The following is a 15762-nucleotide window of genomic DNA, read 5'->3' on the forward strand; positions in this document are numbered from 1 at the left end:
GAACGCAAGATGAGCAATGTCATCCTGAAGGTCGACGACATCCACGTCGCCTACGGCCAGAGCGAGGCGCTGCACGGCATCTCGTTTGTTGGCCACGCCAACGAGACGGTCGCCATCATGGGCCGCAACGGCATGGGCAAGACCACGCTGTTCAAGAGCCTCATGGGCATCCTGCCGCTCAAGAGCGGTACGGTCTCGGTCGGGGGGCAGGACGTGTCGAAGGACGAGAGCTTTCGCCGCGTCGCCAAGGGCATCGCCTATGTGCCGCAGGGCCGCATGATCTTCCCCACGCTGACGGTGGAAGAGAACATCCAGACCGGCCTGCAGAGCAGCCCCAGCCTGCGCGTGCCGGACGAGATCTACGCGCTGTTCCCTGTGCTGTTCGACATGCGCGCGCGCAAGGGAGGCAACCTGTCGGGCGGCCAGCAGCAACAACTCGCCATTGCGCGCGCGCTCGTCACCAACCCCAAGGTGCTGCTGCTCGACGAGCCGACCGAAGGCATCCAGCCTTCCATCATCAAGGACATCGCCAAGGCGCTGAACGAGATCCGCCGCATGAAGGGCATCACCATCGTCGTGTCCGAGCAGGTGCTGAGCTTTGCGATGGACGTGGCCGATCGGCTGTTCGTGATCGAGGGCGGCCGGCTCGTGCACGAGACCGAGCGCGAGAAGACCGACCTCGCCCACATCAAGCGCTACCTCTCCGTCTAGATTTTCACAACCAGGAGCAACAGAGATGCCCGAAACCCTGATCAAGGTCGACCTGAACCAGCCGGCCCCCAGCAACGAGAACGTGCACAACCGCTGGCACCCCGACATCCCCATGGCCTGCTGGGTCAACCCGGGCGACGACTTTGTGCTGGAGACCTACGACTGGACGGGTGGCTTCATCCAGAACAACGACAGCGCCGACGACGTGCGCGACATCGATCTCACGACCGTCCACTACCTGAGCGGCCCGGTGGGCGTGAAGGGCGCCAAGCCGGGCGACCTGCTGGTGGTGGAGCTGCTGGACATCGGCGCCAAGCAAGACAGCCTGTGGGGCTTCAACGGCTTCTTCAGCAAGAAGAACGGCGGCGGCTTTCTGACCGAGCACTTCCCGCTCGCGCAGAAGTCGATCTGGGACTTTCACGGCATGTTCACCACCTCACGCCATGTGCCGGGCGTGAAGTACGCGGGCCTCATCCACCCCGGCCTGATCGGTTGCCTGCCCGACCCGAAGATGCTGGAGACCTGGAACACGCGCGAGCAAGCGTTGATCGATTCCGACCCGGCCACCAGCGGCCTGGCCAACCCGCCGTTTGTCGCCACGGCCCACATGGGCAAGCTGACGGGCGACGCCAAGGCCAAGGCGGCGGTCACGGGCGCGCGCACCGTGCCGCCGCGCGAGCATGGCGGCAACTGCGACATCAAGGATCTGTCGCGCGGCTCCAAGATCTTCTTCCCGGTGTATGTGGACGGCGCGGGCCTGTCGGTGGGCGACCTGCACTTCAGCCAGGGCGATGGCGAGATCACTTTTTGCGGCGCGATCGAGATGGCCGGCTGGGTGCACATGAAGGTCAGCATCATTCCAGGCGGCATGGCGATGTACGGCATCAAGAACCCGATCTTCAAGCCCAGCCCCATCGTGCCGACCTACAACGACTACGTGATCTTCGAGGGCATCAGCGTCGACGAGAGCGGCAAGCAGTACTACCTGGACGTGAACGTGGCCTACCGCCAGGCGTGTTTGAACGCCATCGAGTATTTGAAGAAGTTCGGCTACTCGGGCGCGCAGGCCTATTCGATCCTGGGCACTGCGCCCGTGCAGGGTCACATCAGCGGGGTGGTGGACGTGCCCAACGCCTGCGCCACGCTGTGGCTGCCGACGCAGATCTTCGAGTTCGACATCAACCCGAGTGCGGCGGGGCCGACGAAGTTCATTGATGGGTCGGTGCAGATGCCGCTGTCGCCGGATCTGGTCTGAGGGTTGGCTTTCGGGGGCTTTGCGGGCTTTCGGGGGTGCGTCTTGGATGGGGGCGCTTGCGGCGTTGGGTGCGCGCCCGGTTGGGGTGCGAGCCCGGCTCATGGGGGCCGCCCGGCCTGGGGTGCGAGCCCGGCTCATGGGGGCCGCCCGGCCTGGGGTGCCCGCCATGGCCGCCCGGTGGACGCGTCCCTCGCCCAGGGGCTCGGGCAACCTGCGGTGCTCGGCCTGCGGGCGCATTGCACAACTCGCACCACTCACTGCGTTCGTTCACCTCGAACAGGTGCAATGAGTCAGTTCACGAGGCGTGCTGCGCCGCCGCCCGCAGTCCTGCGCTCCTCGGCGCGTCCACAGGTTGGCCACGGCGGTCACCCCCGGCCAGGCTACGTCGTCGGTTGGCCGATGCGCTGCTGGGGGACAGGCTCGCGTGACGCGTGCTCGCTCTCCGGGCTATCAGTAGGCCTGCTCGACGGACTGCCCTCAAGCACTGCGCACCGGTATCAGCCGCACGGAGCCCGGCATGGATTTCTCGACGGCCTGCCAGCAAGCACCGCATATCGGAGTCAGCCGCACCGAGCCCGGCATGGGGTGCCCCCAGGGCCGGCCCTGCAGATGCGCCGAGGAGCGCAGTGGCATGGGCGGCGGCGCAGCACGCTTCGTGAACTGACTCATTGCACCTGTTCGAGGTGAACGAACGCAGTGAGTGGTGCGAGTTGTGCAATGCGCCCATGCCGCGAGCACCGCAGGGGACCCCGAGCCCCTGGGCGAGGGGCGCTGAGCCGGGCCGGCCCTGGGGGTGCCCCATGCCGGGCGGCCCACCCACGCACCGCATCGAACCGACGCACTGCATCGAACCGGCGGCACAGCATTGAACAAGTTGGACCAGGAGCCAATCAGGACGCAGCGGCGACAACCATCGCTGCACGTCAGCCCAAGGATCGGCTCGCGGCATGATGCATCCATGCCGCGCGCCCACCACCACGTCTACGTCGTTCAGCTCGCCGACCAGGTGTGGAACAGCGCGCGCTTCCGCCGTGCGAATCCCGATTACCAACTGGGCCAGCCCTTCGTCTACGTCGGCATGACCGGACTGGACCCCGACATCCGCTTCGACAAGCACAAGGCCGGCATCCAGGCCAACCGCTTCGTGATGCTGTATGGCGAGCGCCTGCTGCCTGCGCTGTATGCGCGCTACAACCCCATGCCCTACCAGGCCGCGCGCGAGATGGAGGTGGAGTTGGGCATCCGGTTGCGTGCGCATGGCTTCGGCGTCTGGCAAGGCTGAAACTGGCTGCCCCCGCCTACGTTATTTGACGTAGTGCCCTGCGCGGCCGCCCTGCGCAGAATGGCCTGAACCTTCCAACAGAGCGGACCTGCCGATGCCCACCTACGACTACGACTGCCCCAGCTGCGGCGGCTTCGACGCTTTCCGCACGCTGACCCAGCGCAACGAACCGGCCGCCTGCCCGGACTGCGGCACCGCTTCGCAACGCGTGTTCACCAGCGCGCCGCGGCTGGCACTGCTGGCCGGTGACACGCGGCGCGCCATGGACGTCAACGAACGCGCCCGGCACGAGCCCAAGAGCTCGCGCGACTACCAGCGCATGCGGCACCCGGCGGGCTGTGGTTGCTGCAGCCCCGGCGCCAAGCGCTCGTCCACGGTGACGGCGCCCAACGGTGCCAAGGCGTTCCCAACGAAACGGCCCTGGATGATCAGCCACTGATCTCGCGACGGCGCATGGGCTGCGCCGTACGCCACCCGGCGTATATGCCGGACCCCGGGTCATCCCTAGGATCGTGACTGTCTGTTACGCATGGCCTGCTGCCTGCGGAACGTACGACAACTTCCCATCCACCGATCCGGAGATCCAGCACCATGCAACGTAGATTCACCCTGAAGGCTGTCACTGCAGCCGTCGCTCTGGCCGGCTTCGCGGGCTTGCCTGTGCATGCCCAATCGGGCGGCACCATCAAGGTCGGCGTGCTGCACAGCCTGTCCGGCACCATGGCCATTTCCGAGACCGTGCTCAAGGACACGGTGCTGATGGCCATCGACGAGATCAACGCCAAGGGCGGCGTGCTGGGCAAGAAGCTCGAGCCCGTGGTGGTCGACCCGGCCTCCAACTGGCCGCTGTTCGCCGAGAAGACCAAGCAGCTGCTGGGCCAGGACAAGGTGGCGGTGATGTTCGGCTGCTGGACGTCCGTCTCGCGCAAGTCGGTGCTGCCGGTGGTCGAAGAGATGAACGGCCTGTTGTTCTACCCCGTGCAGTACGAGGGTGAAGAGCTGTCCAAGAACGTGTTCTACACCGGTGCCGCGCCGAATCAGCAAGCCATCCCCGCAGTGGATTACCTGATGAGCAAGGCCGGCGGCGGCGCCAAGCGCTGGGTGCTGCTGGGCACCGACTACGTGTACCCCCGCACCACCAACAAGATCCTGCGCGCCTACTTGAAGAGCAAGGGCGTGGCCGACAAGGACATCGACGAGAAGTACACCCCGTTCGGCCACAGCGATTACCAAACCATCGTCGCGGACGTCAAGAAGTTCTCGGCCGGCGGCAAGACGGCGGTGGTCTCCACCATCAATGGCGATTCCAACGTGCCGTTCTACAAAGAACTGGGCAACGCTGGCCTGAAGGCCAAGGACGTGCCGGTCGTCGCCTTCTCCGTGGGTGAGGAAGAGCTGCGCGGTGTGGACACCAAGCCGCTGGTCGGGCACCTGGCCGCGTGGAACTACTTCCAGTCGATCAAGAACCCCGAGAACACCGCCTTCATCAAGAAGTGGGGCGACTACGCCAAGGCCAAGGGCATCGCCGGCCACAAGGACAAGCCGCTGACCAACGACCCGATGGAGGCGACCTACATCGGCGTCTACATGTGGAAGCAGGCCGTCGAGAAGGCCAAGAGCACGGACGTGGACAAGGTGATCGCCGCCATGGCGGGCCAGACCTTCAAGGCACCGTCGGGCATCGTCTCGAAGATGGACGAGAAGAACCACCACCTGCACAAGTCGGTGTTCATCGGCGAGATCAAGGCCGACGGCCAGTTCAACGTGGTGTGGAAGACGCCCGGCCCCGTGAAGGCCAAGCCCTGGAGCCCCTACATCGAAGGCAACGACAAGAAGAAGGACGAGCCCGAGAAGATGTGAGCACTGCCCGCACCGGGCAGGCACGAGAAGGGGCCCAGGGACGACGCCGAACAAGTCCTCGCGGCGCGCCCAGGCGCCCCTTCTTTCATGATGAGATTCAGGGAGGTTCCATTGCGACGCTGGACAAGAATGCTGTGCGCCGGGTGGGCGCTGTGGGGGGCGGTCATGCTGCCCGCCCATGCACTGACGGACGGCGAGGCCCACGCGATGGCGGCCGGCGAGGCCGAGACCCGCATCGAGGCCATCACCAAGGCCGTCACCGCCGCCGTGGAACAGCCCGACGAGAAGACATCGGCCTTTTTGCAAGCACTGTCGGACGACGCGGTCAAGACGACAGCGGACAAGGCCATCGTCATCAAGGACGACAAGGGGTTTGACCCCGTCACCGGCGCTGAGGTGAAGGTGCCCGAGGACGCCGAAGACGTCATCAACAACAACCTGATGCGCAGCGAGCTCGACGTCGCGCTGGCCGCCTTGCAGATCGTCAACCCCGACGACACGGTGCGCGCGGGCGCCGTGGACGCGCTGCTGAAGGCGCCGTCAGAGGCGCGCCTGCCGCTGATCGAGAAGGCGCTGGCGATCGAGAAGAGCGCCGCGATCAAGGCCAAGCTGGAGCTGGCTCGTTCGGCCTCGCTCTTGGGCAGCGAAGACCCGGCCAAGCGCCTGGCCGCGGCCAAGGCGCTGGCCGACAACAAGACGCCCGACACCAAGCTGCTGCTGAACGAGCGCCTTGCCGAAGAGCAGGACGCGGCTGTCAAGAAGCAGATCGAAGCGTCGATCAAGAGCATCGACGAAGGCCTCGTCTGGGGCGAGCGCCTGGGCCAGGCGTTCACCGGCATCAGCCTGGGCAGCATCCTGCTGCTGGTGGCGCTGGGCCTGGCCATCACCTATGGGCTGATGGGCGTGATCAACATGGCCCATGGCGAGCTGATGATGATCGGCGCCTACGCCACCTATGTGATGCAGGGCTTGTTCCAGCAGTACCTGCCGGGTGCCTTCGACTGGTACCTGGTCGCCGCGATCCCGGTGTCGTTCATGGCTGCGGCCCTGGTCGGCGCGGCGCTGGAGCGCAGCGTGATCCGCTTCCTCTACGGCCGCCCGCTGGAAACACTGCTGGCCACCTGGGGCATCAGCCTGATGCTGATGCAGCTGGTGCGCACGCTGTTCGGCGCGCAGAACGTGGGCGTGGAAAACCCTTCGTGGATGAGCGGCGGCATCGAGTTGTTGCCCAACCTCATGCTGCCCTGGAACCGCGTGCTCATCATTCTGTTCGCCGCGCTGGTGCTGGGCGGCATGGCGTTTCTGATCGGCAAGACGCGGCTGGGCCTGTTCGTGCGTGGCGTCACGCAGAACCGGCCGATTGCCTCCTGCATGGGCGTGAACACGGCGCGCATCGACACCTATGCGTTCGCGCTGGGCTCGGGCGTGGCTGGGCTGGCCGGTTGCGCGCTGAGCCAGGTCGGCAACGTGGGGCCAGACCTGGGGCAGAGCTACATCGTCGATGCGTTCATGGTCGTCGTGGTCGGCGGCGTAGGCCAGCTGGCCGGCACCGTCTACGCGGCCATGGGCCTGGGCATCCTGAACAAGTTGTTCGAAGGCTGGGCCGGCGCCGTGCTGGCCAAGATCGCGGTGCTCGTGTTGATCATTGTCTTCATCCAGAAGCGGCCGCAGGGCATCTTCGCGATGAAGGGCCGCAGCGCGGAGGCATGAACATGACCACTCCCACTCTCACCCCCACCACGACCATCGAACGCTCGATGGCGGCCGAGGCCGGCGTCATGGTCTCCGCAGCGACCAGCCTGCCCGCCGAGCGCGTGACGCTGCCGGGCCGCGCGCCGCTGCTCAGCGGCAAGGGCTGGGCCGGCTTTCTGGTGGCGCTGATCGCCATCTGCGCGCTGGCGCCGCTGATGAATTTGGTCGCCGCGCCCGGCAGCATGTTCCACATGAGCGACTACGCCGTCGCGCTGGTCGGCAAGATCATGTGCTACGCGATTGCCGCGCTGGCGATGGACCTGATCTGGGGCTACACCGGCATCCTGTCGCTCGGGCACGGCCTGTTCTTCGCGCTGGGCGGCTACATGATGGGCATGTACCTCATGCGCCAGATTGGCCTGGAGGGCAACTACAAGAGCGAGCTGCCCGACTTCATGGTCTTTCTGGACTGGAAGGAGCTGCCATGGCACTGGACCTTCAGCGGCTCATTCATCGCCCAGATGATTCTGGTGGTGGCGGTGCCGGGGCTGCTGGCCTTCGTGTTCGGCTACTTCGCGTTTCGCTCGCGCATCAAGGGCGTGTACTTTTCCATCATCACGCAGGCGATGACCTTCGCGGCCATGCTGCTGTTCTTTCGCAACGAGACGGGCTTCGGCGGCAACAACGGCTTCACGGATTTCAAGCGCATTCTTGACATCCCGATCGCCACGCAGCAGATGCGCATGACGCTCTTCGTCATCACCGGGCTCACGCTGCTGGGCTTCTTTCTGTTCGCGCGCTGGCTGGTGCAGAGCAAGTTCGGCAGAGTGCTGCAGGCCATCCGCGATGCGGAGACACGCGTCATGTTCTCGGGCTACAACCCGGTGGTCTACAAGCTCACCATCTGGACCATCTCGGCCATGATGTGTGGCGTGGCCGGCGCCCTGTATGTGCCGCAGGTGGGCATCATCAACCCGGGCGAGATGAGCCCGCCCAACTCCATCGAGATCGCCATCTGGGCGGCTGTTGGCGGGCGCGCCACCTTGATCGGCCCCATCGTCGGCGCCTTTCTCGTGAACGGCGCCAAGAGCTGGTTCACGGTGGCCTTCCCCGAGTACTGGCTGTACTTCCTCGGGGCCATCTTCATCGGCGTGACCTTGTACCTGCCGCATGGCGTGGTGGGCCTGGTGCGCAAGATCGCGGCACGCGGCCGGGCGGAGGAGCGCGCATGACGCCGGACCTGATGGAAGAGGGCGCCAAACGGTGGGCGCGCACCGCTGCGGCGCCCGTGACGGGCCAGACCGAATCGGGCGGGCGTGAGGCCGGCTTCTCGCGCATTGCCACGCCGGGCGAGGTGGACGTGACGCACGGCCGCATCCTGTACCTGGAGGACGTGCACCGCTCCTTCGACGGCTTCAAGGCCATCAACGGGCTGAGCCTGGACATCGCCCCCGGCGAGCTGCGCTGCATCATCGGCCCCAACGGCGCCGGCAAGACCACGATGATGGACATCATCACCGGCAAGACGCGGCCCGACAAAGGCACGGTGTTCTTCGGCAGCACCATCGACTTGCTGCGTCACAACGAGCCCGAGATCGCCCAGCTGGGCATCGGCCGCAAGTTTCAAAAACCCACCGTGTTCGAGCATCTCACGGTGTTTGAAAACCTCGAGCTGGCGCTGGCCACCGACAAGGGCGTGAAGTCGTCCATGCTGTTCAAGCTCGATTCGCGCCAGAGCGACCGGCTGGCCGAGATCCTGCACACCATCCACCTGGCCGACAGCGTGGGGCGCTTGTCGGGCAACCTCAGCCACGGCCAGAAGCAGTGGCTGGAGATCGGCATGCTGCTGATGCAGGACCCGAAGCTGCTGCTGCTCGACGAGCCCGTGGCCGGCATGACGGACGAAGAAACCGCGCGCACGGCCGAGCTGTTCCTGACGCTCAAAGGCAAGCATTCGCTGATGGTCGTGGAGCACGACATGAGCTTCATCCGCACCATCTCGGAGATCGTCACCGTGCTGTGCGACGGCTCGGTGCTGGCGCAGGGCACGCTCGATGAAGTGCAGGCGGACGAACGCGTGATCGAAGTCTATTTGGGGCGCTGAGGACCAACGACATGAGCATCCTGAACGTCAAGAACGTCAACCAGTACTACGGCGGCTCGCACATCCTGCGCGATGTGAGCCTGCAGGCCGCGCTGGGCAAGGTCACCGTGCTGCTGGGCCGCAACGGTGTGGGCAAGACCACGTTGCTGAAATCGCTGATGGGGCTGGTGCCGATCAAGACCGGCAGCATCGAGTTCGACGGCAAGTCCATCGAACGCACCACGCCCTATGAGCGGGCCCGCTCCGGCATGGGTTACGTTCCCCAGGGCCGCGAGATCTTCGCGCGCCTGACGGTCGAAGAAAACCTGCGCATGGGCCTGGCCTACAAGAGCGGCAGCACGCCGATTCCGGCCGAACTGTTCGACCTGTTTCCGGTGTTGAAGCAGATGCTGCACCGGCGTGGTGGCGACCTGTCGGGCGGGCAACAGCAGCAACTGGCGATCGCCCGCGCGCTGGCGCCCAAGCCCAAGATTTTGATTCTGGACGAGCCGACCGAAGGCATCCAGCCCAGCATCATCAAGGACATCGGCCGCGTGATCCGGATGCTGGCGGACCGGGGCGACATGGCGATTCTGCTGGTAGAGCAGTACTACGACTTCGCCGAAGAGCTGGCCGATGAATACCTGGTGATGGAGCGCGGCGTGTTCATCGCGCGCGGGCCGGGGAGCGAGATGCAGGAGGAGGGGATTCGGCAGCTGGTGGCGATTTGAGGGTCGGGGGGGGCACTGGCCATCCTCTCGGTCACTGCTGCGCACCAGCGTCTGAGACTGCGTGGCGGCGGCGGTAGTGGGTCAGCGAAGCAAAGCGGAGCAGGCCGCAAGCCTGCCCGCCGGCTTTGCGCCCAAGGCCGACATTCGGAAGTCAGGCGAGCAGTTCGTAGAACGCCCGGACCTCGCAGGTGGCCGCCAAAGCTTGGACAGGGAAGACTTCCCAGGGCGCCTCTGCTTTCATGAGATTTAGTCGGCGCAGCAAGTCACCCTTCATCGTCGGCTTGACGTCCTGCCGCCAGTTGAGCACTTGGCCCCATGTAGAGCTGCCGTTCAAGTGCAACGGGAACCAAGGTGGCTTGATCGCCGCAACGTACGCGCTGGGAAACAACCGTTTGTACGCATCAAGGTTGTAAAGCCAGGAAACGCCGAACACAGATTCGGCGTGTTGCTCGGTGCGACGAATGTGCGAGAACATCTCTCGGAGTTCATCCGCTCTCGTGTGCATGCTTGCGGCCGCCAAGGGACTTGCACTGATGCCCTCCGGTGGTATGAAGTGCACACGCAAGACACCTGCAGCATTTGGCGATTCGTAGGAGAAGCATCCGAACGACCGAGCTGGGACGGGGTGGGGACGGCTTTCATGAAATTCACAGCACGTCCAGAGCAGTGCGGAAGGATCGTTTGCGAGTTTGCGCATCTGAGAGAGAAAAGCGTCCCAACGCGTGGCACCCGTCGGACCCCAAAGATTCAGTCTGCGGCGCAGGTTCGTGCAACGCGCAACAGCCAGCTCGAATGGCACCATCGCTTCGCCAGCGTAGTGCGACGCGAACGTCAGTTGGAGGGAGAAGTAGTCCTCAAGCATCGTGCTGAATTTTGGCCACCTTTGGCGAGACCGTCTCGTGCCGATTGCCGCCCATCAGAATCCGCCAGTGCATAGTCACCTGCGGGCTCATCGGTCGGTTGCCCAGGCTGCCGGCAGCCACGCGCATGGTTGCCTCATGAATTGGGAACCGCGGGCAGGTCTTGGTCTCCGCGGCGCAAGGCAACCGCACACCCGCCAGCTTGCGCATGCGCTTGTCAAACGTCGCCGTGAAGGCGCAGCTTGCGCTGCAGGTGCCGCGCGATCCCTTCGTCCATCTGCTTCACCATCGGCGCTGTCGCCCTCGGTCGCCTGACACGCCGGCCCCTAGCCCAAGCCATCGAGGCATCGGCCGTGTGTTGCGCAGGTTCGTCGTTTCGAACCAGCAGTTGCATAGCAAATGCAATACGATGAGCCTCATGAAAACCGCTCACCTTCCCCCTGTGCGGGTCACGCCTTCGGTGCGCGCGCAGATCGAAAGCGTGCTGCACGAGGGCGAATCACTCACGCAGTTCGTCGAGAAAGCCACCCTGGACGCGGCACGTCGGCGCAAGGCGCAGCAAGAGTTCATCGCCCGCGGCCGTGCGTCCCTGGCCACAGCCCGAAAGACGGGCGAGCTGTACGCCGCTGACGATGCGATGCATGCCATGCGGGATCGGCTGAACGGACGGGTAGCGGCCCTCAAGAAAGACGTGCGCACCAAGCAGAAGCCGCTGTGAGCTGCCTGCCGTGAGCTACGTTGTCCGTCTGACGGCCGAGGCACTGGCTGACCTGCAGCGCCTTGAGGACTTTCTGATCGACCTGGTGCTGCAGCACGGCGACCTCGATCTGCCCGCCAGGGCCATGGACGCCGTCCAGGAGGAGTTTTGCGTTCTCCAACGCAACCCCTTCACCTGCCGCGTGGCCTCGGAGGATCCGCTGGAGCGGGAACTGGTCGTTCCCTTTGGCGCCCTGGGTTACGTGGCACTCTTCCACATCGAGAGCGACAGTCTTGTGGTTGTCTCGGCCATTCGCCACCAGCGCGAGGACGACGATCACTGAGCGCTTGACGGCCGAGCTTCGCGCCCCTTTCGGTCGCCATCAAGGTGGGCGCTGTCAGCGCGGAGCCATCGGCGTGCGGAGCCTGCTGGCCGGGAAGTCGGGCGGTGCCATGACGCCAGAAGTCGTAGCTGGCCTGCTCGGCGTCTGCCATCGCTGCAGCCACGGCGTCGCGGATCTCGAACGCGAAGGCCACCCCGTCCAGCAGGCTGTGCACTGCCTACAGTTGCTTGGCCTTGCCCTGCGCATAGACCGAGCCCATCGTCCAGACGGCCTCGACTGGGAGTCGGTCCAACGGCTTCCTGGCGCTCCCTCCGACCCACGCATCGGCGCGGCTTCACGCTGCCTTCAGGATTGATGCTGCTGCGTGATCAATCCGCGCAAAAGCTGTATTGGACGATCCAGCGGCCACCCTGTCTACTAGCGAGGCGACTGGTTCTGATGGCGGTTCTTTTCGCAGGACGGTGGTCTTGAGCAAGACGCCGGTTCGGAACGACAGTTCGATCCACAGTTGACCAGGAGACAGGCATGGCAGTTGAGACAAATTCTTGCGGCAATCACGCGATACGGCGCCGCGCGATTCTGAGGGCCGTTGGCGCTGCGGCGGCCGTACCGCTGTTTGGCATGCGGGCCTCACGCGCGCAGGAAGCCGGGGACACGGTACGCATTGTGGTGCCGTTTCCGGCGGGCAACCCCGTCGAGGCACACACGCGCGTGTTCGCAGAGGCGCTGAAGAAGACCACTGGCCGCAACTATGTGGTGGACAACAGGCCCGGTGCCGGCGGCATGATCGGCGCGGCCGAAGTGGCAAAGGCCAAGCCGGACGGATCGGTCCTGTTGTACATGACGGCCAGTCACACATCGGGTGCAGCCATCTATCCCAAGCTGAGCTTCGATCCGGTCCATGACTTCACGCCGATCTCCAAGATGACCCTGTCACCGGGGCTAGGCTTGCTGGTGGGGGCGAACTCGCCGTACCGCACGGTGCAGGATCTGATCAGGGCGGCCCAGGACAAGCCACGGACCATCAGCTATGCGTCCCTGGGCAACGGCCAGACCAGCCACATTCTTGGCGAACTCTTCGCGCGTGAAGTTCACGCCGAGTTCGTTCACGCGCCCTACCGCGCCTCGCCCATGCCGGACGTGATTGGCGGGCACGTCGCATTCACTTGGTTGGGGACTTCGGTGGCGTTGCCCCTCATCAAAGCCGGACAAGTGAAAGTGCTTGTCGTCTCCAACCGCAAACGCCTCGTCGAGGCGCCGGACGCCCCCACCTTTGCGGAGATGGGGATCAAGGCAGACGTGCCGGCGTGGACAGGGATGCTCGGTCCACGCGGTATGTCTGCGGACACCGCGAACCGCATCCACCGGCAGATCGTCCAGGCGACGAAGCACCCGGACTATCTGGCCTACGTGAAGATTTCCGGCAACGAGATCGTCACGACGAGCCCCCAGGATTTTGCTGTCGAGTACGTGTCCGAGATCGAGCGCTACCGCAAGCTGTTGCCACAGCTTGGGATCAAGATGGATGTCGGGTCGTAACCGAGAACCGAGTGCCGAACAAATGTGCCCATGCAGGGCGATCGATAGGGACCAGGACCAAGCGCCATGACAGACCCGAAGCCGTTTGATCTGCGTGTGAACGGGAGGCTGCACCAGGTTGTTGCTGGTCCCATGACGCCGCTGCTGTACGTGCTGCGCGACGAGTGCGGCCTGGACTCGCCCAAGTTTGGCTGCGGCGCCGGCCGGTGTGGGGCGTGCACAGTGCACGTTGGTGGCCGGGCAGCGCAGTCCTGCCAGACGCCGCTGTGGTCTGTTGAGCAGCGCGACGTCACCACGCTGGAGGGGCTGGCACCTGCACCGGGCCCGCTCCATGCCGTGCAGGAAGCGTTCGCACGGCACGGCGCGATCCAGTGCGGCTACTGCATCCCCGGCATCCTCATGACGCTGGTGGCACTGAAAGCCCACAACCCGCATTGCACGCCCCAGCACCTGCGAGCCAAACTTGCGGAGCGCCACCTGTGCCGGTGCGGAACGCACGTGCGCATCCTGGCTGCGGCGCAAGAGTTTCTGGAGCTGCCATGACCACCGAGGCCCCAGGTCGCCATGCCCTATCGGACAAGCCCTTGCCCCCGGCGGCTCTGCCCGTCAGCCTGGTGGACAACCGGCGACTCTTGCGCTGGTTTGCGGTGCATCCTGACGGCAGCATCGAGGTACGCACCGGCAAGGTTGAGCTTGGCCAAGGCATCGTCACGGCGCTCTTGCAGATTGCAGCTGAAGCGCTCGGTGTGCATCCGGACACCCTGCGCATCTCTTCTGGCCACACCGGGCAAACGCCTGACGAGTCATGGACAGCAGGCAGTCTCTCCGTCCAGGTCGGCGGCGCGGCTCTTCGCCTGGTGTGCACCGAGATCCGCACGCTGTTCGCCCATGCCGCAGCAGCCCGGCTTGGCGTGCCACCCGAAGGAGTTCAGATGCAGCAAGGCGCGTTTGGGCTCGGCCAGCCAGCTGATGGGCTGAGCTATGCCGATCTGTGTTCTACGGTCGACCTTGACCTCGACTACATCGGCTTGCCGGCGCTCGCAATGCCGGCTGCACGTTGGGTCGGCCACGTATTGCCCCGGTTGGACCTGGAACGCAAATTGCGGGGCGCCGGCTTTGTGCACGACCTTCGCCTGCCCGGAATGGTCCATGCGCGCGTCGTTCGCCCTCCGAGTGCAGGGGCAGTTTTGCTGCATGCGGATCTCGCCAGCATCGAACGACTCGCGGGCGTGTGCAAGGTCGTGGTCGATGGCAGTTTCGTGGCGGTCTGCGCCGAGCGCGAATACGACGCGGTGCGCGCGCAGGAACAAGCAGCCCGCTTCCTGGAGTGGTCGCCCGGCCATCCGCTGCCCGTGGCGGAATCGCTGGATGAGCACTTGCGATCGCTCGCGACAACAGACAGCACCGTGCAAGGGGTCGGCAACACGGCTCCCGTCCCGCCCGGCGTCCTCACCGCCCGCTATCTGCGTCCGTACATCGCGCATGCGTCCATCGGCACCTGCTGCGCCGTGGCGGTGCCGCAGGGCAACGGGCTCGTGGTGCACACGCACAGCCAGGGGGTGTATCCGCTGCGCGGCGCGCTGGCCACTGCGCTGGGCCTGCCCAAGGAGTCGATCACCGTGGTCCATGGCCACGGCGCCGGCTGCTACGGCCACAACGGCGCCGATGATGTGGCCCTGGAGGCAGCGCTGATTGCGCGCGTTGCGGGCAAGCCTGTGCGGCTGTGTTGGGACCGCGCCGATGAGCTCGCCCGGGCCCCTGTCTCCACGGCCATGGCGGTGGACATCGAGGCCGCTGCGGATGCCGACGGCCGCGTTCTGTACTGGCGCCAGGCAACCACCAGCGCAACACATTTGGCCCGGCCCGGCTGGGGAGGTGAGGGCGTGAACCTGCTTGCCGCAAGCCAGCTGGCGCGCCCATTTCCGCCCGGTCCGGTGCTGGATGTGCCCCTGGAGCCGGCGGGAGGCGGCGGCACGCGCAACAGCGTGCCGTTCTACGACTTTGAGAACTGCCACATCGGCTACCGGTTCGTCACATCGCCGCCGCTGCGCACATCTGCCTTCCGCAGCCTGGGCGCGCACGCCAATGTGTTTGCCATCGAATCGATGCTGGACGAATTGGCCGTTGCCCGCAGCATCGACCCACTGCAACTGCGCCTTGCCAACACGGCGGACCGGCGGGCACGGCGGGTGCTGCAGGCCGTCGCCGTGGATGCTGCGTGGCAGCCCGAACGGCCGGGTACCGGGGACTGGGGCTGGGGTCTTGCGTTCGGGCGCTACAAGAACCGGGGGGCGTATTTCGCTGCCGTCGTTGAAGTGGAGATCACCCACCAGCTGCGCGTCGTCAAGGTAACCGCCGCAGTGGACTGCGGCCTCGCGGTCAACCCGGACGGCGCTCTGAACCAGATCGAGGGCGGCATCCTGCAGGCGATCAGCTGCACGATGAAAGAGGCGGTCACGTGGAACGCAAGCGGCATCAGCTCTCGCGACTGGGAAAGCTACCCCATCCTGAACTTCGACGAAGTACCGCAGTTGCAGGTGCGCTTCGTCGGCGACGCCAGCGATCCGCCGCTGGGGGTGGGCGAGTGCACCATCGGCCCCATCGCCGCTGCCATCGGCAACGCCATCGCGCATGCCACCGGCCTGCGGGCGCGCGCGATGCCGATCACGTTCGAGCGGCTCGCCGAACTGGCTGGGTGATTTCGCTGCG

16 protein-coding genes are annotated in these 15762 nt (G+C 65.4%); 14 read left to right on the top strand and 2 right to left on the bottom strand.

Features of this window, described 5'->3' with window-relative positions:
* Positions 1-21 precede the first annotated feature (21 nt).
* The 9 genes from urtE (AC099J_RS18690) (at position 22) to urtE (AC099J_RS18730) (ending at position 9614) form a co-directional block, all read left to right on the top strand.
* Positions 22-711 (top strand): urea ABC transporter ATP-binding subunit UrtE, encoded by a 690-nt coding sequence (urtE, locus tag AC099J_RS18690; protein ID WP_479616845.1) that lies wholly within the window; start codon positions 22-24, stop codon positions 709-711.
* Between the two features lie 25 nt (positions 712-736).
* On the top strand, positions 737-1966 hold the full coding sequence (gene fmdA / locus AC099J_RS18695) for a formamidase (RefSeq protein ID WP_479616788.1): 1230 nt from the start codon (positions 737-739) through the stop codon (positions 1964-1966).
* Positions 1967-2924: 958 nt separating this feature from the next.
* Positions 2925-3248, top strand: coding sequence for a hypothetical protein (locus AC099J_RS18700; RefSeq protein ID WP_479616789.1), 324 nt, complete (start codon positions 2925-2927; stop codon positions 3246-3248).
* Positions 3249-3342: 94 nt separating this feature from the next.
* On the top strand, positions 3343-3687 hold the full coding sequence (locus AC099J_RS18705) for an FmdB family zinc ribbon protein (protein WP_479616790.1): 345 nt from the start codon (positions 3343-3345) through the stop codon (positions 3685-3687).
* A 152-nt stretch (positions 3688-3839) separates the two neighbouring features.
* Positions 3840-5108, top strand: a complete 1269-nt coding sequence (gene urtA / locus AC099J_RS18710) for an urea ABC transporter substrate-binding protein (protein WP_479616791.1) — start codon at positions 3840-3842, stop codon at positions 5106-5108.
* 165 nt (positions 5109-5273) lie between these two features.
* Positions 5274-6818: an urea ABC transporter permease subunit UrtB gene (urtB, locus tag AC099J_RS18715; protein WP_479616792.1), complete on the top strand. Its 1545-nt coding sequence runs from the start codon at positions 5274-5276 to the stop codon at positions 6816-6818.
* 68 nt (positions 6819-6886) lie between these two features.
* Positions 6887-8032 (top strand): urea ABC transporter permease subunit UrtC, encoded by a 1146-nt coding sequence (gene urtC / locus AC099J_RS18720; protein ID WP_479616846.1) that lies wholly within the window; start codon positions 6887-6889, stop codon positions 8030-8032.
* On the top strand, positions 8029-8904 hold the full coding sequence (gene urtD / locus AC099J_RS18725; protein WP_479616793.1) for an urea ABC transporter ATP-binding protein UrtD: 876 nt from the start codon (positions 8029-8031) through the stop codon (positions 8902-8904). The genes urtC and urtD overlap by 4 nt, the downstream gene beginning before the upstream one ends.
* A gap of 17 nt (positions 8905-8921) precedes the next feature.
* The gene (urtE, locus tag AC099J_RS18730) at positions 8922-9614 is read left to right on the top strand and encodes an urea ABC transporter ATP-binding subunit UrtE (protein ID WP_479616847.1); all 693 of its coding nucleotides are present in this window, start codon (positions 8922-8924) and stop codon (positions 9612-9614) included.
* A 151-nt stretch (positions 9615-9765) separates the two neighbouring features.
* On the opposite strand, the gene AC099J_RS18735 is transcribed toward urtE (AC099J_RS18730), so the two are convergent.
* Together AC099J_RS18735 and AC099J_RS18740 are read right to left on the bottom strand one after the other, a co-directional pair.
* Entirely contained in the window at positions 9766-10476 is a 711-nt protein-coding gene (locus tag AC099J_RS18735; protein WP_479616794.1) for a hypothetical protein, read from the bottom strand.
* Positions 10469-10684, bottom strand: a complete 216-nt coding sequence (locus AC099J_RS18740) for a hypothetical protein (RefSeq protein WP_479616795.1) — start codon at positions 10682-10684, stop codon at positions 10469-10471. Before AC099J_RS18740 ends, AC099J_RS18735 begins: the two co-directional genes overlap by 8 nt.
* Here AC099J_RS18740 and AC099J_RS18745 point away from each other — a divergent pair.
* From AC099J_RS18745 to AC099J_RS18765, 5 genes are all read left to right on the top strand, one after another.
* Positions 10683-11192 (top strand): YlcI/YnfO family protein, encoded by a 510-nt coding sequence (locus AC099J_RS18745; RefSeq protein WP_479616848.1) that lies wholly within the window; start codon positions 10683-10685, stop codon positions 11190-11192. The two genes, AC099J_RS18740 and AC099J_RS18745, sit on opposite strands and share 2 nt — an antisense overlap.
* A gap of 10 nt (positions 11193-11202) precedes the next feature.
* Entirely contained in the window at positions 11203-11514 is a 312-nt protein-coding gene (locus AC099J_RS18750; RefSeq protein ID WP_479616796.1) for a type II toxin-antitoxin system RelE/ParE family toxin, read from the top strand.
* Positions 11515-12039: 525 nt separating this feature from the next.
* Complete coding sequence (locus AC099J_RS18755; RefSeq protein WP_479616797.1) at positions 12040-13053, top strand: Bug family tripartite tricarboxylate transporter substrate binding protein; 1014 nt, start codon at positions 12040-12042, stop codon at positions 13051-13053.
* 66 nt (positions 13054-13119) lie between these two features.
* Positions 13120-13596, top strand: coding sequence for a (2Fe-2S)-binding protein (locus AC099J_RS18760; RefSeq protein ID WP_479616798.1), 477 nt, complete (start codon positions 13120-13122; stop codon positions 13594-13596).
* A complete protein-coding gene (locus AC099J_RS18765) occupies positions 13593-15752 on the top strand; it encodes a xanthine dehydrogenase family protein molybdopterin-binding subunit (protein WP_479616799.1) in 2160 nt (719 codons plus the stop codon). The genes AC099J_RS18760 and AC099J_RS18765 overlap by 4 nt, the downstream gene beginning before the upstream one ends.
* Positions 15753-15762 lie beyond the last annotated feature (10 nt).

Source organism: Rhodoferax sp. RT4P68 (assembly GCF_056521305.1).